17 protein-coding genes and 1 pseudogene are annotated in these 23,968 nt (G+C 38.4%); 6 read left to right on the forward strand and 12 right to left on the reverse strand.

Features of this window, described 5'->3' with window-relative positions:
• Window position 1: 1 nt before the first annotated feature.
• From priA to EHW90_RS08350, 6 genes are all read right to left on the reverse strand, one after another.
• A complete protein-coding gene (gene priA / locus EHW90_RS08325; protein WP_124952348.1) occupies window positions 2–2,227 on the reverse strand; it encodes a replication restart helicase PriA in 2,226 nt (741 codons plus the stop codon).
• The gene (locus EHW90_RS08330) at window positions 2,208–3,581 is read right to left on the reverse strand and encodes a UDP-N-acetylmuramoyl-tripeptide--D-alanyl-D-alanine ligase (protein ID WP_124952349.1); all 1,374 of its coding nucleotides are present in this window, start codon (window positions 3,579–3,581) and stop codon (window positions 2,208–2,210) included. Before EHW90_RS08330 ends, priA begins: the two co-directional genes overlap by 20 nt.
• Window positions 3,568–5,058 carry a UDP-N-acetylmuramoyl-L-alanyl-D-glutamate--2,6-diaminopimelate ligase gene (locus EHW90_RS08335; RefSeq protein WP_124952350.1) on the reverse strand — a complete coding sequence of 497 codons (1,491 nt, stop codon included), beginning with the start codon at window positions 5,056–5,058 and terminating at the stop codon, window positions 3,568–3,570. Before EHW90_RS08335 ends, EHW90_RS08330 begins: the two co-directional genes overlap by 14 nt.
• A 17-nt stretch (window positions 5,059–5,075) precedes the next feature.
• Window positions 5,076–6,746 (reverse strand): formate--tetrahydrofolate ligase, encoded by a 1,671-nt coding sequence (locus tag EHW90_RS08340; RefSeq protein WP_124952351.1) that lies wholly within the window; start codon window positions 6,744–6,746, stop codon window positions 5,076–5,078.
• A gap of 20 nt (window positions 6,747–6,766) precedes the next feature.
• On the reverse strand, window positions 6,767–9,793 hold the full coding sequence (locus EHW90_RS08345; protein WP_124952352.1) for an FtsK/SpoIIIE family DNA translocase: 3,027 nt from the start codon (window positions 9,791–9,793) through the stop codon (window positions 6,767–6,769).
• Between the two features lie 89 nt (window positions 9,794–9,882).
• Window positions 9,883–11,034 (reverse strand): NAD(P)H-hydrate epimerase, encoded by a 1,152-nt coding sequence (locus tag EHW90_RS08350; RefSeq protein ID WP_124952353.1) that lies wholly within the window; start codon window positions 11,032–11,034, stop codon window positions 9,883–9,885.
• Window positions 11,035–11,271: 237 nt separating this feature from the next.
• On the opposite strand from EHW90_RS08350, the gene EHW90_RS08355 reads away from it, so the two are divergent.
• Window positions 11,272–11,589 carry a hypothetical protein gene (locus EHW90_RS08355; protein WP_124952354.1) on the forward strand — a complete coding sequence of 106 codons (318 nt, stop codon included), beginning with the start codon at window positions 11,272–11,274 and terminating at the stop codon, window positions 11,587–11,589.
• Window positions 11,590–11,631: 42 nt separating this feature from the next.
• On the opposite strand, the gene proC is transcribed toward EHW90_RS08355, so the two are convergent.
• The 4 genes from proC to xdh all read right to left on the reverse strand — a co-directional run bounded on the left by proC (window position 11,632) and on the right by xdh (window position 16,641).
• Window positions 11,632–12,414 (reverse strand): pyrroline-5-carboxylate reductase, encoded by a 783-nt coding sequence (proC, locus tag EHW90_RS08360; protein WP_124952355.1) that lies wholly within the window; start codon window positions 12,412–12,414, stop codon window positions 11,632–11,634.
• Between the two features lie 8 nt (window positions 12,415–12,422).
• Window positions 12,423–13,334 carry a LysR family transcriptional regulator gene (locus tag EHW90_RS08365; protein WP_124952356.1) on the reverse strand — a complete coding sequence of 304 codons (912 nt, stop codon included), beginning with the start codon at window positions 13,332–13,334 and terminating at the stop codon, window positions 12,423–12,425.
• A complete protein-coding gene (locus EHW90_RS08370) occupies window positions 13,331–13,981 on the reverse strand; it encodes an SGNH/GDSL hydrolase family protein (RefSeq protein WP_124952357.1) in 651 nt (216 codons plus the stop codon). Before EHW90_RS08370 ends, EHW90_RS08365 begins: the two co-directional genes overlap by 4 nt.
• Before the next feature lie 80 nt (window positions 13,982–14,061).
• Window positions 14,062–16,641, reverse strand: a complete 2,580-nt coding sequence (gene xdh, locus EHW90_RS08375; RefSeq protein WP_124952358.1) for a selenium-dependent xanthine dehydrogenase — start codon at window positions 16,639–16,641, stop codon at window positions 14,062–14,064.
• Window positions 16,642–17,248: 607 nt separating this feature from the next.
• On the opposite strand from xdh, the pseudogene EHW90_RS08380 reads away from it, so the two are divergent.
• Window positions 17,249–17,671: pseudogene (locus tag EHW90_RS08380) on the forward strand (IS1634 family transposase); the annotation flags it as partial.
• Between the two features lie 196 nt (window positions 17,672–17,867).
• Here the strand turns inward: EHW90_RS08380 and EHW90_RS08385 are convergent.
• Window positions 17,868–19,061 (reverse strand): hypothetical protein, encoded by a 1,194-nt coding sequence (locus EHW90_RS08385; RefSeq protein ID WP_124952359.1) that lies wholly within the window; start codon window positions 19,059–19,061, stop codon window positions 17,868–17,870.
• Window positions 19,062–19,491: 430 nt separating this feature from the next.
• Entirely contained in the window at window positions 19,492–20,286 is a 795-nt protein-coding gene (locus EHW90_RS08390) for a helix-turn-helix domain-containing protein (RefSeq protein WP_124952360.1), read from the reverse strand.
• A 136-nt stretch (window positions 20,287–20,422) separates the two neighbouring features.
• Here EHW90_RS08390 and EHW90_RS08395 point away from each other — a divergent pair, with 136 nt between their 5' ends.
• The 4 genes from EHW90_RS08395 to EHW90_RS08410 are packed head-to-tail and all read left to right on the forward strand — an operon-like array spanning window position 20,423 to window position 23,928.
• Window positions 20,423–21,454 carry a FecCD family ABC transporter permease gene (locus EHW90_RS08395; protein ID WP_124952361.1) on the forward strand — a complete coding sequence of 344 codons (1,032 nt, stop codon included), beginning with the start codon at window positions 20,423–20,425 and terminating at the stop codon, window positions 21,452–21,454.
• Window positions 21,454–22,209 (forward strand): ABC transporter ATP-binding protein, encoded by a 756-nt coding sequence (locus tag EHW90_RS08400; RefSeq protein ID WP_124952362.1) that lies wholly within the window; start codon window positions 21,454–21,456, stop codon window positions 22,207–22,209. Before EHW90_RS08395 ends, EHW90_RS08400 begins: the two co-directional genes overlap by 1 nt.
• 17 nt (window positions 22,210–22,226) lie before the next feature.
• A complete protein-coding gene (locus EHW90_RS08405; RefSeq protein WP_124952363.1) occupies window positions 22,227–23,276 on the forward strand; it encodes an ABC transporter substrate-binding protein in 1,050 nt (349 codons plus the stop codon).
• A 1-nt stretch (window position 23,277) separates the two neighbouring features.
• Window positions 23,278–23,928: an alpha/beta hydrolase gene (locus tag EHW90_RS08410; protein ID WP_124952364.1), complete on the forward strand. Its 651-nt coding sequence runs from the start codon at window positions 23,278–23,280 to the stop codon at window positions 23,926–23,928.
• Window positions 23,929–23,968: the final 40 nt, after the last annotated feature.

Below are 23,968 nucleotides of genomic sequence, written 5' to 3' on the forward strand. Positions count from 1 at the left end.
CTTAATTAAAGTCATATACCGCTCCTACATTCCTGTAAGAGACAAGACTTTCTTCTATTTTTTTTTGTATATCTAAAAGTATATCATAATTAGCATTTTTTATGTATACCAGTTTTCTGTAATAGTCCTTTACCTTCACAACACTTGGATCTGTAGGGCCTATTATCACAGATTTTTTGAAAATATTGTCTGATTTTAATGTATTAACTATAGCAGTTGCACATTTATTCAGTTCTTCCTCTCTTATACTGCTAATCATCACTGTAAGCATATGACAGACCGGAGGGTAACCTCCAAGTTTCCTGTAGGCAATCTCATTTTCAAAATATTTTTTATAGTCCTGCGCCGCCGCAGCCACTATCGCGTAGTTTTCAGGCTTATATGTCTGTATCACGGCTTCACCGCTCTTTGCTCTGCCCGCCCTGCCTGCAGCCTGTGTAAGCAGCTCAAAAGTTCTCTGTGCACTGTTATAATTACTCACATACAGTGAGGTGTCTGCCGCCATTATTCCCACAAGCGTCACATTGTCAAAATCATGTCCTTTAACAATCATCTGTGTACCGATTAAAATATCCGCATCACCCCTTGCAAAATCTCTTATCATATCATTTGCACTGTTCTTCTTTGAAACACTGTCCGTATCCATTCGTAAAACTTTAGCATTTGGAAATACTTCCCTTGTCATGGCTTCAAGCTTCTGTGTACCTGTTCCGAAGTTTGCAATATACCTTGAGCCGCAACTTGGACAAACCTTCGGCAAATCAATACTGTAGCCGCAGTAGTGACATACAAGTTTATTGTTGTTGTGCAAAGTCATAGTCACATCACAGTGCTTACATTTTATGGCTTCTCCACATGAGCGGCAGGATACGAAGCTTGAATATCCTCTTCTGTTCATAAAAAGCATTACCTGCTCATGTTTTCTTAATCTGTCTTCTATCAAGGTTTTCAACTTGTTGCTGAAAATGCTCCTGTTGCCCATTTTCAACTCATCTCTCATATCGACTACACTGACTTTAGGCAGTGTAGTATTTCTTGCCCTTTCTTTCAGCTCCAAAAGTTTTATCTCCCCCGTCACAGCCCTGTTATAAGTCTCAGGTGTCGGGGTCGCAGATGCCAAAAGCAGTGAAGCCCCTGCTATATTTGCAAGTTTGCCTGCCACATCTCTTACATTAAAAGTAGGCACATTCTCATTTTTGTAGGCGGAGTCATGCTCTTCATCTATTACTATAAGCCCCAATCTTTTTACAGGGGCAAATATTGCCGACCTGGGACCTATTATCACATCGGCATCACCGTTTTTTATTCTGTCAAACTGATAGAACCTCTCATTTTTTGAAAGCTTTGAATTGATTATGGCCACTCTGTCTTTAAAATGCTCAGCCATTCTAAGCACAGTCTGATAAGTCAATGAAATCTCAGGTATAAGTACTATAGCCTGCAACCCCTTACTTATCACATATTTAATCATATTTATAAATACAAGAGTCTTACCGCTGCCTGTAATACCGTGCAGCAGATAGGTATTTTTATTTCCGGAATCAAAGTCTTTTTTGAAAATATCTACTGCAAGCTTTTGCTCCTCATTTAAAATATATTCATTGGTCGCCTGTATCTCATTAAAATCTTCCACTCCCAAGGACTTAAGTATAGGCAAAAGCGGATTTGATTTTCTCTGTTTATTTCCTACCGTGATATATCCCTCTTCTGCCATCCTCTTTATTGTGGCGGAATTTACTTTAAGCTCTTTATTTACATAACTTTGTGGCAGACTTTCAGTTTTCTTAAGCTCTTTTAAAAGCCTTACCCACGCAACTTTTCGCTTCTTTGTAAGTTCTTTAAGGATATCCTCTCCGATATCTTGATTTAAAAAAATTTCATTGGTTGTCTTTTCTTCCACATTTGACTTTACAGGCATTACAGTGGAAATAGCTTTATCAAAAGTCACACCGTATCTGTGCTTTATCCATATGGCCAGACGCAGAAGGTTTTCATCTGTGCTAAGCTCTCCATTTTCTATATCCTTAATATATTTTAACTTGGATATATCTACATCACTTTCTTCTTTTATATCTATTATATAACCCTTTTTGGTCAATTTTCCAAATTCAATCAAAACAGGACAGCCCGGAGTAACCTTATCCCTCAAATTCATGGGGATAAGGTATGTAAACGGTCTGTCCACATTTGTATTTGCTACAATTATATCAGCGAATAAATTTTTCATAATTTTTTATTTTGTCTACTACATCAAAAAGCCTCATACTGTTTGAACCCTTTAAAAGGCATACATCGCCTTCCTGTAAATATTCAAGCAGATAACTTTCCAGTTCTTCATTATTATCAAAACTTTTGTTGAATGTATTTAAACAGCCTGTAATCTCTTTTGCCAAATCTCCCACGGCAAATACGGCATCAAGCTTAAGATTTTTTACTATAAACTCTCCAATCTCTTTATGAAGTTTGATTTCATCAACTCCGAGTTCTTTCATATCCGCCAAAACCGCCAATTTTCTTTTTGCATCAAAGTCCTTTAATATAGAAAGCGACGCCTTCATAGAGTCGGGAGAAGCGTTGTAGGTGTCATCTATCACAGTGATATTCTTAAGCTTTAAAAGTTCCTGTCTGTGTGCGAAACCTCTAAAAGATGCCAGATGTCTGCTTGCAGATTCAAGGTCCAGATTATAGTGATCTGCTACAGCCAGCGCCGCAAGCGCATTTGATATCTGATGTTCGCCGAATACATTCAAAGCCACCTTTACACTTTTACCGCAGATATGTGCCACAAATTCAGGAAGTGCATTGTGAAATACAATATCGCTTGCATAATAATCACAATCCGTATTTCCCTTAGCACTGAAAAACTTATATATTATGCCCTCTTTTTTGGGAGGATCACAAAGCATATCATTGTCGGCATTTAAAAACATCACACTGCCTGACTTCATTCCGTCAGTTATATGGAACTTTTCAGACCTTATATTCTCTCTTGTATGAAGATTTTCAATATGTGCGGTGCCTATATTTGTGACTATGGCACAGTCACATTTGACTATTTTTGCGATACGCTCCATCTCACCGAACATACTCATTCCAAGTTCTATAACACCTATCTCTTCATCATTTATTCTGCTGATTGTGACAGGTACGCCAAGCTGTGAATTGAAATTGTTAGGAGTCTTAAATACCTTAAGATCTGAGAGTGCAAGTGCCACCATCTCTCTTGTGGTTGTCTTTCCGACGCTTCCTGTTATTCCTACAAGCGGCAGTGAGAGTTTGCTTCTAAGATATATGCCCAGATCCTGCAATGCCTTTGTAGTATTCTCTACAAGTACTATATTAAAGTCGGGTTTTAAGAAAATATCTTTTCTTGAGCTTATCGCCACTTTGCATCCGGCAGTATATACAGCTTCCAAAAATTTATGCGCATCGTTTCTTTCACCCACTACAGGTACAAAGAGGCTGTTTTTATTTGCCTCTCTTGAGTCGATCACAATATTTGAAAATACGGCATCTTCACTTCCTGAGATAAGAACTCCGCCTGTCGCAGCTATAAGCTCTCTTACACTAGTTTTTTTCATTCATCTTCTCCAAGCATTCTTCTACAACTTCCCTGTCAAGGAAATGATGTCTCACCCCGTTTATCTCCTGATAGTCCTCATGTCCTTTACCTATTATCGCAATGATATCTCCCGGCTTAGAGTTTTCTATAGCGTAGAATATCGCTTCTTTTCTGTCGGGAATAGTGATATACTTTCCGCCTGTTGCAGATAATTTCTCAACAATATCCGCAATAATGTCCTCTGTCTTTTCATATCTTGAGTTATCTGCTGTAACTACGGAAAAGTCCGCCATCTTTCCGCAGATTTCGCCCATTGAATATCTTCTGTCCTTAGACCTGTTTCCTCCTGAACCGAAGACTACTACAAGTCTCTTCGGCTTATACTGACGAAGTGTATTTATCAGACTTTCGGTACTTATTGCATTATGTGCATAGTCAATAATTATCTTTATATCGTGTGATGAATATGCCACTTCCATTCTGCCGTTCACCTTGATATCTTTTAAGGCACTCTGTAATACCTTAGGCTCTACCTTACAGATAATTGCGGCACTCAGTGCGGATAATGCATTGTATACATTAAACTCTCCGGGAATTCCTACAAGTATATCGCCAACGCTTTCTATACCGTACTTATCCTTTATCACATCTGAGCAACTTATACAAAAGCTTGTACCTAAAAAGTCCTTATCTGAAATATAATTGATATGATTTATAACAAAATCTCCGGTCTTTCCGAACTTATACTTCTCATTTGATGTTGACTGCTTTAACACATAGTCTGAGTGTTCGTCATCTGCATTTACAATTGTCTTTTCACACTGTTTAAAGAAAAGCGATTTGTACATAAGATACTCTTCAAAGTCCTTATGCTCGTCAGGTCCTATATGGTCAGGTGAAATATTTGTAAAGATACCTATATGGAAGTTTATTCCCTCTATTCTCTTTAACATTACAGCCTGTGAAGATACCTCCATCACCACATATTCACAGCCTGCATCCAAACATTCTTTAAAAGTCTTTTGTAATTCATATGACTCAGGTGTTGTATTCAGTGTGCTTCTATGTATATCACCTATAGTTATACCGTTTGTACCTATAAGCCCTACCTTGGCATTTTGCTCCAAGAGTTTTTTCAACATATGAGATGATGTTGTCTTACCCTTTGTTCCCGTGATACCTATTATCTTCATCTTTTTTGAAGGGTGATTAAAGTATGCTGCTGAGAGTCTTGCAAGTGCGGCTCTTGTATTATCCACCTTTATAACACAGATATCATCTCTTTTTATATCCTTTTCCACTACCACAGCCTTGGCACCCAGCTTTACAATCTCATCTATTGCATCATGCGTATCAAAGTTTCTTCCCTTAATACATACAAATAAGCAATCCTTAACTACCTTTTTTGTGTTGAATACCAAATCTGAAAAATTATCATCAAGTTCTCCCGATATTATATCAATATCAAGACCTTCCGTATTTTCTATAAGTTTCATTTTTTCTCCCAAGTCCTTTAGAAAAGCCCTACTATATTTCCGTTTTCATCCACATCCACAGCCTCGGCAGCAGGTACCTTAGGAAGTCCAGGCATTGTCATAATGCTGCCTGTGATTGCAACCACAAAACCTGCACCGGCATTTACATAGGCTTCTCTTACATTTATATCGAAGTTTTCAGGTCTTCCAAGCTTTTTTTGGTCATCTGAAAGTGAATACTGATTCTTTGCCACACATACAGGCAAATTTCCATAACCAAGTAACTTCGCCTTTTCAATAGCCTTTTTTGCGGCAGGAGAATATGTCACATTCTTTGCGCCGTATATCTTTGTCGCGATAGTGTAGAGCTTATCTTCAATGCTCATATCGTCAGGATATAGCGGTGTAAAATGACTTTCTTTGTTTTCAAGTGTATAAAGAATCTTCTTTGCAAGTTCGACTCCGCCCTTGCCGCCTTCTTCCCATACCTTTGAGATTGCAAACTCACAGTTTCTGCTTTCACAAAACTCTTTTATAAAGTTAACTTCAGCTTCACTGTCGGTTACAAAGTGATTTAATGTAACCACCACAGGTACGCCGAAAAGTTTGATATTTTCGATATGCTTTTCAAGGTTTACAATTCCTTTTTTAAGTGCTTCAAGATTTTCTTTTGAAAGCTCGTCCTTTGCAACTCCTCCGTTGTACTTTAAAGCTCTTACGGTAGCCACAAGCACTACACAATCAGGCGCAATACCGGCCTTTCTGCACTTTATATCAAAGAATTTCTCAGCTCCGAGGTCCGCACCAAATCCCGCCTCTGTAAGTGCGATATCCGCCATACCCATAGCAATCTTTGTGGCTCTGACAGAGTTACATCCGTGTGCAATATTTGCAAAAGGTCCTCCGTGAACCAAAGCAAGCGAATGCTCAAGTGTCTGCACGATATTAGGCTTTATTGCATCCTTTAAAAGTGCGGCCATAGCACCCACAGCCTTTAAATCTTTAGCAAATACAGGCTCACCGTTAAAATTGTAGGCCACGATAATATTTGAAAGTCTTTCCTTCAAATCATTCATATCGTCAGCCAGACAAAGTATTGCCATTATCTCCGAGGCCACCGATATTACAAAGTGGTCTTCTCTCACCACGCCGTCAGCCTTGCCTCCGATACCTACCACTATGTTTCTGAGCACTCTGTCATTCATATCTATACATCTTTTGTGGATAATCGCATTTGTATCTATTCCGAGTGCATTACCCTGCTGTATATGATTGTCAAGCATTGCCGCCAGAAGGTTGTTTGCGGATGTTATAGCATGAAAATCTCCTGTAAAATGGAGATTCAGCTCATCCATAGGTACTACCTGAGAAAGTCCGCCACCTGCAGCTCCTCCCTTTATACCGAAACAAGGTCCCAGCGAAGGCTCTCTAAGTGCTATCACAGCCTTTTTGCCCAGCTGTTTAAAGCTTTGTCCAAGTCCTACAAGTGTAGTGGTCTTACCCTCTCCTGCAGGTGTCGGATTGATAGCTGTAACAAGTACAAGCTTGCCTTTTTTGTTTTCTTTGCGGGATTTTAAAAACTCCTCACCAAGTTTTGCCTTATATTTGCCGTACATTTCAAGGTCGTCAAAGCCTATCCCGTACTCACTTGCCACATCTGCAATATTTTTCATCTCAACGCTTCTTGCAATTTCGATATCACTACGCATACATCCTCCTTAGGACAAATCTATAACACATCCAGGAATTCGTCCATATTCATTAGTATTTCTCTTCTCTTTGTTCCTGCTTCATCACCTACCACACCTGCACTTGCAAGCTGATCCATAATCCTTGCGGCTCTGTTAAAGCCAATCTTAAAATTCCTTTGAAGATTGCCTATTGAAGCTCTGTCTTTTTCTATAATATATCTGCCTGCAGCCTCGAAAAGCTCATCTCTTTCAGATACCTCTCCTGACGCTCCTGCAGTCTTTTCACTCTCTTCTATATGCTTTATGGTGTCTTCGTCATACCTTGCCTGCATACCTTGATTTTTTAAAAAGTCCACTACGGCGGACACTTCCTCATCCGATACAAAGGCGCCCTGTACTCTTATAGGATTCGGCGATCCGTACGGAGCGAACAGCATATCACCCTTTCCGAGAAGCTTTTCGGCACCGTTACTGTCAAGAATAGTTCTTGAGTCCGTACCTGATGATACAGCGAAAGCGATTCTTGAAGGAATATTTGCCTTTATTATACCTGTTATGACATTGACACTCGGCCTTTGTGTAGCGATAACCAGATGTATACCGCAGGCTCTTGCAAGCTGAGCAAGCCTTACTATAGCATCCTCAACCTCCGCATTTGCCACCATCATAAGATCTGCCAACTCGTCAATAATTATAACAATCTTAGGCAGCTTCTCAGGAAGCCCCTCGATATTTCCTCTTCTTTTCGCCTCATCTATTCTCTTATTGTATGCGGTCAAATCTCTGACACCTGTAGCCGCAAACTTCTTATATCTCTCACCCATCTCTGCAACAGCCCAGTTAAGTGCCGATGCGGCCTTCTTCGGCTCCGTCACTACAGGAATAAGCAGATGCGGGATACCGTTATAGACTGAAAGTTCCACCACCTTCGGATCCACCATAATAAGCTTCACTTCATCAGGTGAATACTTATATATGATGCTCATAATCAATGTGTTGATACATACCGACTTACCCGAACCTGTAGCACCTGCAATAAGTACATGAGGCATCTTTGCAATATCCGCAACAATAACCTTACCCGAAATATCCTTACCTACCGCAAAGCCTATGCTCTCTCCACCGTTTCTGAATGCTCTGCTCTCGAAAAGATCGCGTAAAAATACGGTCTGCTTTTGCTTATTGGGAACTTCTATACCGATGGCCGATTTTCCCGGAATAGGAGCTTCTATTCTTATATCACTGGCGGCAAGCGCAAGTTTTATATCGTTTGCAAGCGACAATACCTTGGATACCTTAACTCCCTGCTCCGGCTTAAGCTCATACAGTGTAACAGACGGTCCTATACTTATATCTTCCACAGTCACATTTACATCAAAGCTTGCCAAAGTCTCCTGTAATGTGATGGCGGTCTGTCTGTACTCACTGTCTGAAAGTACCTGATTGTTATTGTTGCTCTTCTTTAAAAGATATGTGCCCGGATATGCGTAAGGTCTTATGGCGGCCTTTTTCTTTTCAATCTCAGACCTTATCTTGCCCTGCGGCGTGGCCGCCCTTTGCTCTTCCATCTTCTTTTGAAGTGCGGATGTGTCTGAAACTATCACCTTACCTGCAGCTGTAACTAAAGTTCTCTCACCGTCACTGCTTACCAATGAATTGTTCCCTTCCGTATCCGAATTAACAGACTTTTCATTATCTGTATAATTATTGTATATGGTTTCGTTATGATTTTCGTTATAAGGCTTTTTATAACTGTCGTCTTTTTGATACGGTGCATCATAAGCAGAAGTGTTTTGATGAGTATAGCCCTCATCATCACCGTATTCTTTTCTGAATTCTATATCATTGTTTATGTTTGCCACACCTACAGGTGTATTGTCATTTATATAGCTGAAATCCTCATGTGCATCATCCTCGGTGATACTTATAGTGGAAACCGGCTGTGAATAGATATCTATCTCATCTTTTCTGGCAAGTATCTCATTGGCTCTTCTTAGAGTCTCCTCATCTATATCATTTTCAAACCTTGAATCGTCATTGCCTCTGTTTATATTGCCGTAGAAGGTATCGGCCCTCTTATTCATTATTATAGAATCCTGCACAGACTCCTCAGCTCTTTCATTTGAAAAGTTATAGTTTGTATCTATTACTCCGTCGTCGGCATCCGTTTTCTCAAAGTCTACATTGTTCTTACTGTCAAAAAGTCCGCCTATAGCTTCATTCTTTTTTGCACCTGAATTTGAAGGAGGCAAATCCACTCTGTGCCTAACCTTTCTCTTTGAAAAGTCTATCGCACCGAGGTCTATATTCCCTCTGTTCGGTCTTTTATTGTAATCAAGAAGTTCTTCTATATAACCGTCTTTTTTATTGTCAATGTCAAGCTCTTCAAAGTTGTCCTCATCGTAATCTTCATAATCGTCTTCATACTCGGCTTCTTTTCTTTGCTTCCTTTGCTCCATCACTCTTGCCACATCACTTTTTGCCTTTGATATGGTCATCTGTCCGCCTGTCTTTACCATGGACACGAATGACTTACCTGTAAGTATGACAACGGATACTATAAACATTGCCAAAAAGAATATAATTGCACCGATCTTACCAAGTACTAACGATATAATAAGGCCGAGACTTCCTCCTATAAAGCCTCCATACCAGCCTTCAGTATAAAATTTCAAAAATCCGACTGCCTTCAGGCTCGGAATACCTATCAGTGATATAAGGGTATCCACCGCCAAAACAGCCAATACCACTCCGATAAACTTTGTTTTTGCGACACTTGAACCTACATTTGACAGAAGGAATGCACCGCCTATAAAGACAAACATAGGCACCGCATAGCCAAGTATGCCGAACAGTCCCATCTGCAATGATCTGAAAAACTTTCCCACTACTCCCATAAGTCCGAAATGGCTCAAAAAAAGCACCAAGGACACGACAAAAAGGGCAATCATAAGAATTTCGGAATTCAAAAATTCCAATTGCTCATTGTTCTCCGCCTTTTTGCTCACTCTATTTGTACTACTACTCTTTTTTGTTTTTTTGGTTGTTTGTTTTCGACTTGCCACATCAATTCTCCACTTCCATAAAGTCTACCCTAGAGTATACCTAATATGGATATTATTTGCAATAAGCTTAAAATATTCAGACATATCATTTACTCTTCAATAATAATACCTATATCCATATTTACAAGCTTTCCTATATGCTTTTTGCCCTCCTCGCTTACAAGCCCCTTTTTTAGGAATCCTATACTTACCGTAAGGTCGGAATTTACACAAATATTCGACTCTCCCGTATCTCCGTTCATGCCTGAGTTGATATCCGCACTGACTACAAAAGCTTTTGAGTCGTTTAAAGCTTTTATAAGTGAATATACAGGTTCTCTCACCTCACCTCTAAATCCTGTTCCGTATATGCAGTCCAGAACATAGTCGTATGAATCGAACTTTCCTCGCAAAGTATCATAATCCGTGTTCTCATCCAATACGGTGTACTTAATATCTTTTTGAAGGCATCTGTTAAAATAATATTTTCCGTCCTCAGAGAATTTATCCTTGATAAGCAAAATCTCGACTTCAATTCCTTCAATATTCAATAAGTCGGCCACAACATATCCGTCACCTGCATTGTTGCCGCTGCCTGCCACTATAAGAACCCTGTCTCCTATATTCCAATCACCTACATAAAATATAGCCTCTCCGGCTCTGTACATAAGTTCCTTACTGTCAACAAAGTTTTTTATTGTGTAGGCGTCCGCATCCCTCATCTCCCTTACGGAAAGCACTCTCTTATCCTTATCAAAGGAGTCGAAGAACTTCTTTACAAGTGATTTGTAGTCGTTCTCTTTTATTTCCATGCCCTTTGCACCCATAAGCTCAAACTCAACTCCCATCTCTACAACTCTTGTATCCAGAGTCTCAAATCCGTTCTTCTCATAGAATGCAAGTCTTTTCTTTCTCTGTTTTATATTGTCACTGTCCTCTTCTATAGGTTCTATAGCAAGCGAAAGTTTAGGATGCATCTTCTTATATTCACGTATTATCTTGCTTCCGTATCCGCTCTGTCTGAGACTGCCGTCTATAGCAAAATAAAAGATATATGAAAGCTTTTCTCCCACCAAGGTATGTATAAATCCAAGCCAGGTATCGTCATCGTAAATTGATAAGAATTCAACACCTCTGTCATTTCCTACCGATACCATAATATAAAAAGGTATTCGCTCATCAAAAGGAAAGGCATCCATATATAACTGTTTTATATCTTCCAAGTTCTTCGTATTTTCGTCTATCTTCTCAAATCTTATCATAATACTCCAATCTGTAATACCGCACAATAATATACCAAGCCGATATTTTATACCATATCAAAATGCCGATTCGGTCATCTTAAAAACTTATCTCTTATTTTTAATTCATTCTTTCGAAAGTTTTTCCGTTTTTTTTAGATACAAAGCATAATTTCATTTGACTTTTTTGATGAATAGGTATAAAATCGGTTTTTGTTAAAGGACATAGGAAAGTGTCTATTAAGGGAGGTATTAAAAATGTTAAAATTTAAATTATTCGCTGTTGCTGCTGTAGCTATGCTTGCTTTCACTGCTTGTGGTTCAAGCGCACCTAAGGCTGACGCTTCAAGTGCTGTTGAGTCTGCTGCTAAGGATGCTTCAAGTGCTGTTGAGTCTGCAGGTAAGGAAGTTTCAAGTGCTGCAGAGTCTGCTGCTAAGGACGCTTCAAGTGTTGCAGAGTCTGCTGCTAAGGATGCTTCAAGCGCTGTTGAGTCTGCAAAGGACAACGCTGCAAGCGAGGCTTCAAGTGAGTCAGGTGCTGAGACAACAGCTGTAGAGTCTACAACTGCTAAATAATTATACAAACACCTTTAGGTCAGCCTTCCGGCTGACCTTTTTTTATTTCATGGATTTTAATGTCGCTTTTGATACCGCTTCTATCACACCGGCCCTGAAACTGTAATCTTCCAATACCTTTACTCCCTCTATAGTAGTGCCTGCAGGTGAACAGACCATATCCTTTAAAACTGCAGGATGAATATTTGTTTCAAGAATTTGTGCAGCACTTCCAAGTACCGTCTTTGCAGCCATCTTTAATGCCACATCCCTCTTTAATCCGTGAAGCACACCCGCATCCGCCAACGCCTCTATAAACATAGCAACATATGCAGGTCCGCCGCCTGAAAGTCCTGTGACTACAGGGAAAAGTCTCTCCTCTACCCATTCAACCGTACCTATCTTAAAAAAAGCGTCCTCAAAAATCTTTTTTTCTTCATCTGTAGCGTTTGAATCACTGTCAAGTGCAAACACACCCTCACCTACAAGTGCGGGAGTATTCGGCATAATCCTAAGAATCCTCTGTTCACCTATATATGACCTTATAACTTCGCTTTCAAGTCCTGCGACTATAGATACCACAAGCTTACCGTCAAGGTACTTTGAAATTTTTTCAAAGAGTGATTTTGCATGTATAGGCTTTACCGCCACAAGTACGGCATCACAGGATTTTACCAATTCCACCTCATCACTGTATACAAAAAAACCGTCTTCCTTTGCCTTTTCTCTTGATTTTAAGTATGTATCAAAAATACCTATATCTTTAATATCCATTGCATTTTTGTTTACAAAGCCCTTTGCAATGGCTGAACCCATATTTCCGAAACCTATTACTCCTAATTTCATAAATACTCCTATTCTAAAGTCTTATCCTTAAACTTTGCCACTTCTTCCAAATATTTCTTACCGAGTTCGCTGATAGATATATCTTTTCTTATGATATACCCTATAGTCATCTTTTCATTTGAATCAAGCTTTATCGCCTTATACTTTTCACCGTTTAGCTCCTCACAGATTATACCTGAACAAAGTGTATACCCGTTAAGTCCCACCATGAGATTGAGTAATGTCGCTCTGTCATTTGCCTTTATCAGTCTGTGGTACTCATAAGTGGAAAGCACCTCCTCCGCAAAGTAAAACGAGTTATATTCGCCCTGCTCAAACGACAGACAAGGATAGTCCATAAGCTCTTCCATCTTTATCTTATCATGATTTGCCAAAGGATGATCTTCGTAAAGATATACATAGATGCTACATTCCATCAACGGAGTAAATAAAAGATTTGAATCCTTAAAAAGCTTAGTCAAAATATTTTTATTAAAATCATTTAGATAAAGTATACCAATCTCACTTTTAAAGGTCTTTACATCATTTATAACATCATATGTCTTTGTCTCATTTACCGCAAACTCGTACTCGTCCATTCCGAACTGCTTTACAAGATTTACAAAGGCACTGACTGCAAATGTATAATGCTGCATGGACACACTGAACTTCTTTTTTAAATTCTGATTTGAGATATACTTTGCTTCTATAAGATTAAACTGCTCCACAACCTGCCTTGCATATCCTACAAACTCGCTTCCTGCAGGCGTCAAAAATATACCTCTGTTGTTTCTTGAAAAAAGCTTTATACCTATCTCGGCCTCAAGTTCGGCAATGGCCGACGAGAGACTGGGCTGTGTGATAAAGAGATTACCCGCAGCCTTATTTATAGAACCGGCATTTGCAACCTCTATAGCGTATTTCAGTTGTGTTAATGTCATATCTTTACTTCTTTATTATCCAATGTGCTTTTTATAACTTCACTTACTTTTTTTGCAAGCACCCTATGTGAATCCTCCGTCAAATGCATAAAATCAATGTCATTCATCTCTACATAAGGAGCGGCATCCAAAAATCCAACATTAAGTTCCTCGGCCACAAGCTTGTACTCCTTGGCAAGCTCATATGATTTATCCGAACACTTACCCATATTTTTGCCCACATCCGAGAGCTCACATTCCTTTAATATAGGACCCGGTGCAATTATAAGTATATTCGGCTTATCTCTCCATACATCAGCCACTAAAGCTTTCATAACAAGTCTTCTCATTCCAAGTGCAATATTTGCACCTGTCAGTGAAAATCTTTCCTTACAGTCGTTGGTACCAAGCATTATCACCAACATATCAAGAGGTGAATGACTCTGAAGACATGGTAAAATATAGCTAAGCCCTGAAAGTCCCTCATTAAAAGGGTCGTCAAGACAGGTGGTTCTGCCGCAAAGCCCCTCTTCATAGACTCTGTAACTCTCTCCAAGCAGCTTTGCCGCTACCATTGGCCATCTGATTTCTTCATTAAACCTGCCTCCGCTCTTTGCGTCATAACCCCATGTATTTGAATCTCCAAAAATAACTATTCTCTTTTTCATATATTTTCCTATCTCGTTTTTCTTTCTATTATATAAATAAATAAAGGGATTGGCAAATGCCAACCCCTCTTAAATATAAATTATTTTTTCTTCTTATTTGAATAGTAAGTATCGTCCATAGGAAGCTTCGGTCTGAGCTTGCCGTCTCTCTTATAGTAAGCATTCTGTACAGCAGGAGCTGTAGGAATGGTAGCAATCTCTCCGATACCCTTAGATCCGTATGCAACTCCTAAGAGTTCCTTCTTCTCAACATAAATAGCCTGAATTTCAGGTATATCAACAGATCTCATAAGAACGAGTGTACCGAATTTTGACTTAGGTACACAATCCTGAAGCTTAAAGTCCTCAGTAAGTGCATAACCGAGTGACATAAGTACGCCGCCTTCAATCTGACCCTGTATAGAAATAGGGTTTACAACCTTACCTGAATCATGTGCCGCAATAACCTTTGAAACCTTGCCCTCATCATCAAGTACGACAAGGTGTGTGGCATATGCATAGGCTACGTGAGACTTAGGGAAAGGTACATCTGCACCAAGCTTATCTGTAGGTTCAAAGTACTCTGCATAGAACTCTCTGCCGTTAAGCTTGTCAAGGTCACCGCCTGCTTCATCAAGTGCCGCCTTAACTTCAACGGAAACTCTTCTGATAGCCTCACCGCTTATAAGTGTCTGTCTTGAACCTGAAGTAGTACCGGAATCAGGATCCACCTCGGAGTTGCTGCCCATATTCTTAATCTTGGACTTAGGAAGTCCAAGTGACTCTGAAACCATCTGTACAAATACTGTTGCACATCCCTGACCTATATCTGAAGCACCGCAGTATATCTCTATCTTACCGTCATTTATCTTCAGTCTCGCACGACCGGTATCCGGAAGTCCGACACCTACACCTGCATTCTTCATGGCACAGGCAAGACCTACATTCGGGTAATACTTTTCATAGTAAGGCTTTACAGCTTCCAAAGTCTCTTTAAGTGCTGTAGAGCAGTCCGCTATCTGACCGTTCGGAAGTACTTTCTCAGGCTCAATGGCATTTCTGTATCTTATTTCCCATGGTGAAATACCCACCTTTTCGGCAAGCAAGTCGATAATTGACTCAAGTGCAAACTCACTCTGACAAACACCGAATCCTCTGAATGCACCTGCAGGCGGATTGTTGGTATAGTAACCGTATCCTCTGATATCGTGGTTCTGATAGCAATAAGGTCCGACCGCATGTGTACAGGCACGCTCAAGTACAGGACCGCAAAGTGATGCATAAGCACCTGTATCAAAATAGATATCGCAGTCAAGTCCTGTAAATATACCGTTTTCATCACAACCGAGTGTAAATGTACCGTGCATTGCATGGCGCTTCGGGTGGAAGGCAAGTGACTCGTCTCTGCTAAACTTAGCCTTTACGGTTCTTTGTAGCTTATATGCACAAAGTGCAGCTATATGCTGAGTTGTAACATCCTCTTTTCCTCCGAATCCGCCACCTACAAGCTTGTTCTCAACAACCACCTTTTCAGGATCCCAACCGAACATGATTGCCACTTCTTTTCTTGTATCAAATACACTTTGGTCTGAACTGTATATCTTTACTCCGTCCTTATACGGGAATGCTATAGCACACTCAGGTTCAAGGAATGCATGCTCCGTAAAAGGTGTATCAAAAGTCTCTGTAATTACATACTTTGAATTCTTGATTGCAGCCTCTGTATCGCCTCTTCTTACATGCCTTGACTGGCACAGATTGCCGTTAGGATGAATACTCGGTGCATCCTTTGCCATAGCTTCAGTAATATTTCTTACAGGCTCAAGTACTTCATAATCCACCTTCACCAAAGCCTTAGCCTTCTTTAATATATCTTCACTCTCTGCTACAACAAGACATATTGCATCACCTACGAATCTGGTAATCTCGCCCTTCGGAATCATTACATCCCAATCCTGCTGTAAATGTCCGACTTTATTGTTCGGTACGTCCTCAGATGTATAAACTGCAACCACACCGTCCATTGCCAAAGCTTCTGAAAAGTCGATATCAAGTATTCTTGCTCTCGGGTACTTACTTCTGACAGCAGATACATGAAGCATATCATCCATCTCCACATCATCACAGTACTCACCGTATCCAAGTACTTTCTCTCTTACGTCAATTCTGAAAGCATTTGAACCTACACCGAACTTATCACCCTTTTCAAGTTCCTTATCTATCTGCTTTTCACCTCTTTTTATCTGTGCAACCAAATCGATAGCTTCGATAATCTTCTTATATCCGGTACATCTGCAGATATTTCCCTTGATAGCCTCTTTTATTTCAGCTTCGGTAGGGTTAGGATTCTTATCTACAAGAGCCTTGCCGGCCATTACCATTCCCGGGATACAAAAACCGCACTGTACCGCTCCCTTTGAGCCGAATGCATATACAAAAATTTCTTTTTCCTCGTCACTTAGTCCCTCTACCGTAACGATGTTCATACCCTGAGCTCTCTTGGTAGTCATAACACAGGCTCTGGTAGCCTTACCGTCAATAATAATAGTACAGGTACCGCACGCTCCCTGGCTACATCCGTCCTTTATAGATTTGAGCTTTAAGTCGTCACGCAAAAACCTTAACAGTGACACCTCTTTTTCAGTTTCAACCAATTTTCCGTTTACTGTAAAACTGTACATCAAAATTCCCTCCATGATGCATTTATATACCTAAATCTTTTTTAGATAAGATATACAATATAATTAGTAAATCTAATTGCATAAACAACATTTACTATTTCGAAATTTATTTATTGAAATTATCTATATATGATAATGTTAACAATGTAACATTGGTAGTTCTATATTATTTCAAAAGTAAATTTCATAAATTCATTCACATTTTCAAACAATGTAATAACATTATTATAACACAACTATCTCAATAAATAAACTCATTTTTATTTAGGTTCTCAATAATTTATTCTCTATAAACACAACTTTCCTTTATTTTTGCTATATGTTAGCTGTATAAAGCCTAAATATTTTTTATATGATTTATATACCCGGGTCTTTGACAGTTTGTTTACATAAATAAGCCTAAAAAAAATCTCACAACCCGCATATAGCCTACATTTCTTGGTTGAAAAATTTGTCAAAATTTTCGTTTTATTATATAGTATTGTATGATGTAATGGGGCTTTGAGGTTCCCTATGAAAGTTACTACATCTTATTATTTTGAGATTGAAGATGAAGACGGAATTAAGAAATACGGCAGTAGTAGATTTGGCAGAAATATCAAAGGATGACGGTATGTATGCCATCTCAACAGACCTACTTGACGATAATGTAAGTGAAATACTAAGTATAAGTGAAAAGTGATGGCAAATCGAAGAGTGCTTTAGAATTATGAAAACCGAGTTTGAAGCAAGGCCTGTGTACTTACAAAGAGTTGACAGAATTACAGCTCACTTCTTAACTTGTTTTTTAGCATTGATTATTTACAGATATCTTGAGAAAGCTTTAGAACACAAATATACATGTAAAGAGATTCTAAAAACCCTAAAGGATTTTAATTTTGCATATGTAAAAGAGCAAGGTTTTATACCGCTATATAAAAGAACGGAGCTTACAGATAAGCTACATGAAATTTGTCATTTTAATACAGATTTTGAATTTATAACAAAAAGTCAAATGAGAACAATTAAAAAACAAAGTAAGGGAAAATAAAATACTATTTTTTTAGTTTCAAAACGAAATGTAAATACCCTCCAAAGCCGCTAAAACACAGGGCTTGAAGGGTATTTTATATTTCAAAACTGTCAAAGACGGGACTATACTACTTTTGCAGGAATTTGAGTAATTTGAGTAATACTTTTTAAGAAATCTCAGCAATTTATCAATCACAATGTGATAAATGATATAACTACTTTAAAGCCGCCTCAATGTTTGCATCATTAATGTCCGTATCAATATCCGACTCACGAAGTTTTATAGGCTTTTTGAGAAGCTCTCTCAAATAATCTCTGTCACCGTTTCTGTATTGACCTTCTTTTACCAATGTAAATCGTGATATATCCGGATCATAACTGTAATAATGGAATTCACTTCCATAGGTACCATATTCACTGAAATCTACGGACAACAGTGTATTGTCATCAAAAACAAAGAAATCTCCTCCACTGTTGGTAACAAATCCGATAAGACGAGGCTTGTCATCTACAATACCGTAAATACCGTAAATCCCATAAAAATCCTCCCCTTTTGGCATAACTTTAACTATAAGCTCATCACGGTTGTCACCTGTGATATCCATTAATTTGAATTTTGAAGTATCATCATGAAAGTCATGCAATATAGGTGAATATAAGCTTTTGTAGGAAGATGCAATGCCTTTAGACTCTTTAGTAATATTATGATATAGATCAATCCCCGGATCAGGCAGCTTTTCCACCGCTTCAGCAATATTTTCCAAAGTTACAGGAAAATCCATAATACTGTCTGAACTCAGTTTTACTCTGTTATTTTGCAATGAGTCCTTTGCAGAGGCAATCAATTCACTGTCTTTACCGTCATCTAACAATGTAAAATTGCAAATGGATGTATCATATGCCCAAATACCTATATCATCCCTATTGCATTCACTATAATCTTGAACGATGATATTATTATCAAGGAACAGATATGGACTATAGGATCCACTTTCAAAAATCTGTACAGCCTTACCGTTAAATATCTTGTAAATACGCATATATTGTACTACGGAATTAAAGAACCAATTTGTACGTCTTTTTAAAATTATTATTTCACTTTGTCCGTCACCTGTAACATCTGCAAGAGTAAAATAATAAAAATTCAATATAGAGTCATCAATAGATTTGTAGGTATCTACATCCGGACTGTCATAAAACTCATCAACACTGCCTATTACACCTGTATTATAAAAATTTGTAAGGATATCTCTGTAAATTTTTTTATAATTATCATCACCGGTCACAGAATTTTGTGAAGCTTTTTGAACCCCGTCTTTTATAACACCGGCAGAAAAAGGTGTTTGCAGAAAACCTGCAAAAATCGAAAAAACAATGGCGAACGGAACACTTAAAAATCTTTTTCTCATACATACCTCCTTAAAGTACACTTTTACAATAGAGAATGATCAAATTAATTTTGCTCTAAACAATCAAAACATATACCACATCGCTATATTTTCATTGATATTTTAAATATTCTATTTTATCTATAATTTTTTCAATAATAACCTCTTACAATTATTATAAAATCACATACCGCTAAAAATAATATGAATTTTCATATATTTATTTTAATAATATTCTATCATAGTTTAATAGTTAGGTCAACTCTCACAAATAATTAATATAAATTTCTGCTTTTTATTTCTAAACATTTATAATTTTATATACACACAAAAATATCCACTATATCTCTTATTTCTTCCATTATAACAGTTTTCTTTTTTCTCCGGCTCAATGCATATTTAACTCACCAAAAATTTTCTTACAGTATAACAAATTTTATTAAAAATATCACTATTTCCTCCACGTCTTACTGGGCGGGATACCGAAATATTTTTTATACAACCTGCTGAAGTAAAGCGGATCCTGATAGCCTACATTTATAGAGGCTTCAGTAACCGACATTCCGTCAAGCAACATCTTGGCCGCCTTTCTGAGTCGGAGCCTTATAAGATAATCAATAGGTCTAATATTGTAGATTTTATTGAATGTATATGAAAAATGTGCCTTGTTCATATCTGCGGCAAGAGCCAAATCTTCAAGTCTCAGACTCTTTTGATATGAGCTTTCCATCAATTCTATAGCATTTTCAATCTGCATTATTTCCTTATCAGGCATCGAATAACAAAAAGAACTCAGTATCAGCTGTCCGGCTATCATCCTGCTTCTGATTTGATCGTCAAAACTTACACTGTTTGCACATTTTTTGAGCTTAGAGAGTAATTCAGATGTATTTTCCTTATTAAATTCACTTATTTCATATGCCGTATTCATTATATCGCTGCATCCGTGCCAAGGATTTTCAGGATCGTAATAGATATTTAAATGCACAAAAGGCACATCCGAAACTACACTAAAATCTATTTTCTGATTACTTGCACCATGTACTATCGTATTTTCGTCCGCCGTAAAACTTTCATCATTAAATTGTACCAAGGCCTCTCCGGATAAAGTATAGATAAATGCCGAGTGAACTGTATCATATGAGATATGCATTCCCACATCCTTACTTTGTAGAGAAATCCCGGTAATAAAATATTTTCTTGCACTGTACTCCTTTTGACAGCTTATCAGGAAATCCTTTTCCATAATACCCCTTTCTATGGATTATATTTTTAATAATAGTCCATGTCTTTATATTATACTATATTGAAATTTAATTAAATTCAACTATAATTTATATGTTGTTAGGGGTATCTAACTATTTTAAAAAGAAAGGATTCTTATGACAAGGAATAAGACCGATATAAAGTTTAATATATTATTGATTGTACTTTTTATAACCTTGGTATTTTCACTGCTGTCAGGTATATCTTTAGGCGCCGTAAGAATAAGCCTGAAAGATACCTACTCAACCATACAATCAAATCTGTTCCATATAAATGCGGCAAGTTTGTCAAAATCAACTATGGCTATTGTATGGAATATAAGAATACCCAGAGTGATTATGGGGCTTATAGTAGGTGCGGGGCTGGCACTCTGCGGAACTGTAATGCAGACCACTGTAAACAACCCTATTTCAGAACCGTATATTCTCGGTATCTCCGCCGGCGCTACATTCGGCGCTACATTCTTTATAATACTGGGCCTTAAATCAATGACAGGAATAGGTGCATTCTTCGGCTCCGTTATATCCACAGCCATAGTTATGTTTATCGCATCCATAGGTAAAAATATTACTACAACCAGCCTGATACTTTCGGGTGCTGTTGTAAACGCTTTATTCAGTGCATTTTCAAACTTTATCATATCAATAGGAGCAAACTCCGACAGTATGATGACCATCAAGTTTTGGACTATGGGATCGCTGGCAAGTGCAACATGGGCAGATATTCTTCTTCCGCTTTTTGTGGTACTTATCTCACTTATATTTTTTATGACACAGTACCGCACAATGAATACCATGCTTATGGGAGATGAGGTAGCCATAACACTTGGCATAAATCTTCAAAAGTACAGACTTGTCTATATGCTGTTTATATCAATGATTACAGGAGTGCTTGTAGCAAAATGCGGAATTATAGGTTTTGTGGGACTTATCACCCCACATATATCCCGCATTCTTATCGGCACCGACCACAAAAAAATCATTCCGCTCTCAGCCTTGCTTGGAAGCCTGTTTGTGCTTTGGGCCGATATACTTGCCAGATGCCTGATAGATAAGGCGGAGTTACCTATAGGTATATTCACCTCACTGGTCGGCGGACCTTTCTTTATATATATTGTTATAAAAAATCAGAAAGGCGGTCAAAGATAATGGATTTAACTTGTAAAAATATATCCTATTCCATAAAGGACAAGCAGATATTAAAAAACGTGTCTCTTAATGTTTCCGGAAACAAGTTTTTTACAATACTCGGTCCTAACGGCTGTGGAAAGACAACCCTTTTAAAGACTATCTACAGAGTATTAAAGCCGACCTCGGGAGAGATTTTATTAAACAATAAAAATATTGAAAACATCAGGCTGAAGGACTCTGCAAAAGAGATGGCTGTGGTGGCGCAGTTCAATGAAATAAATTTCGACTGCAATGTGGAGGATATCGTTATGCTTGGCAGAAGCCCGCATATAAGTTTTTTGCAGTCTGAAAAGCAAAACGATTTTGATATTGTAGAAGACGCCTTAAGAGATGTGGGAATGCTTGACAAGGCAAACCGCTCCTACTCCTCACTTTCAGGAGGTGAAAAGCAAAGAGTGGCTTTGGCCAGAGCTATAGCACAAAAACCTTCGTTACTTTTGCTTGACGAACCTACAAACCATTTGGATATCAAATATAAGCTTGAAATACTTCATATTATAAGGGAGCTTAATATAAATGTACTTGCGGTACTTCACGATATTCAATTGGCATGTAAGTTTTCAGATTGTCTATTTCTTATGAAAGGGGGTGAAATAAAGTACGAGGGTATACCGAGACAAACTGTAACAGAAAGTTCAATGAAAGATGTATATGGAGTAAATTGTAAAATATCATGGACTGACGACAACCAAGCCATGATTGAATATATTTAAAATGAAAGGAAAAAATAATGAAAAAGATTCTAAACTTAACTTTAACAACTTGTATAGCACTTGCAATTGTAGGATGTGGAAGCACCAATACTACAAAAGAAAGCTCCTCCACAGAGCAGGCTTCTACAACCGTTGAAAGCACTGCGGCACAAAGTAAATCCGAAAGCACAGCAGACGCTAAAGAGACCACATATCCTGTCACAGTTACAACATATGATGCCGACGGCAAGGAGATATCACAGGTATTTGAAAAGGCTCCGGAGCGAGTAATCACAAACAACTTATCTTCTACCGAAATGCTTATAGACCTTGGATTACAGGATAAAATAGTCGGAATGTTAAATCCCGACAATGAAGTAAGCTCCGACTATGCCGCAGCTATCTCTTCCATACCTCATATAGGTGATAAGAAGAGCGTATCCAAGGAAGTTGTGCTTTCAAACACTCCTGATATACTTATCGGAAGAAATATGATGTTCTTAGATAAATCTCTGGGCAGTGTGGATACCTGGAATCAAAACGGAGTACCTGTATACACTCAAAAAGCTTCCGTTTCAAATATGAAGCAAAGTCTTGAAAGCGTTATTGACGATGTGAAAAATATAGGTATCATCTTCAATATACAGGACAAGGCAAATGCTTATGCTGATGAATTACAAAAAAGAATCGACGCCGTAACAGCCGCAAACAAGGCTAATGCCGGTGAATTAAAGAACGCCCTTATTATGTGTGCATACAACGACCAGACCTTCGGTGCTTATAAGTCCGCATTGCAGGAGAGTATCCTTAATACACTCGGATATACAAATGTTGCAACAGGTACATCGGACCTCACTCTTGAAAACCTTGTTACCATGTCTCCTGAAGTTATAATCTATGTTACAAGTGACAGAAACAAGGAACTTGACGCCAAGGCAGTCGACCTTATGAAAGCCAATGCGGTAATCTCCGAGGTTCCTGCAATAAAGAACGACAAAATCATGACCATCTCATATGATGAGTTTATGGACTACGGTACTTCTTCAATAAACGCGTTGGAAGATATCAACTCATTCTTAAATAAATAGTATGTTCGATACAAAAATATCCTTGCCTGACAACTATAATGAAGAAAACAGATATCCTTTGATCCTTTTAAATGACGGCGAAATAAACTATCTGGGAGATTTAAAAGATAGAGCCATATTGGTGGGGTTGATACCACAAAACAGATTGGATGCCTTCACACCTTGGAAGGCACACAATTTAAAACCCTCCACGCCTGATTTTGGAGGAAAACTGGATGAGTACCACAATCAGGTGTTTGAGCATCTGCTTCCTGAGTTATTGTGTAAGTACAGCATTGATGAAAGTAAAATCGCCTACGGCGGCTACTCACTTGGCGGATTGGCGGCGGTATACAGTCTGTATACCGCCGGTGCTCCAAGTATTATATTTTCACTCTGTGGCTCGTTTTGGTATCCTCAATTCTTAGATTATTGTGAGAACCATGATGTACTTAATAAAAAAGCATCTCTTTATTTGCAAAACGGCAAGACTGAGGGCATCAAACACAACAATATACTTTCAAACGCACCGATACTTTCCGCCAGGCTCCACGAACTTCTAAGTGACAGATTGGATAAAGTCACATCTGTCTTTGATGAATACGGGCACCACGAAAATATCGCAGGAAGATATAAAAATCTTATTGATTGGCTGAAAGAAAATTTAAAATAAAAAAATGTAGCCTAAGAATCTCAAGTTCTTAGGCTACAAC

Source organism: Lachnoanaerobaculum orale (genome assembly GCF_003862485.1).
Taxonomy (GTDB): Bacteria; Bacillota; Clostridia; order Lachnospirales; family Lachnospiraceae; genus Lachnoanaerobaculum; species Lachnoanaerobaculum orale.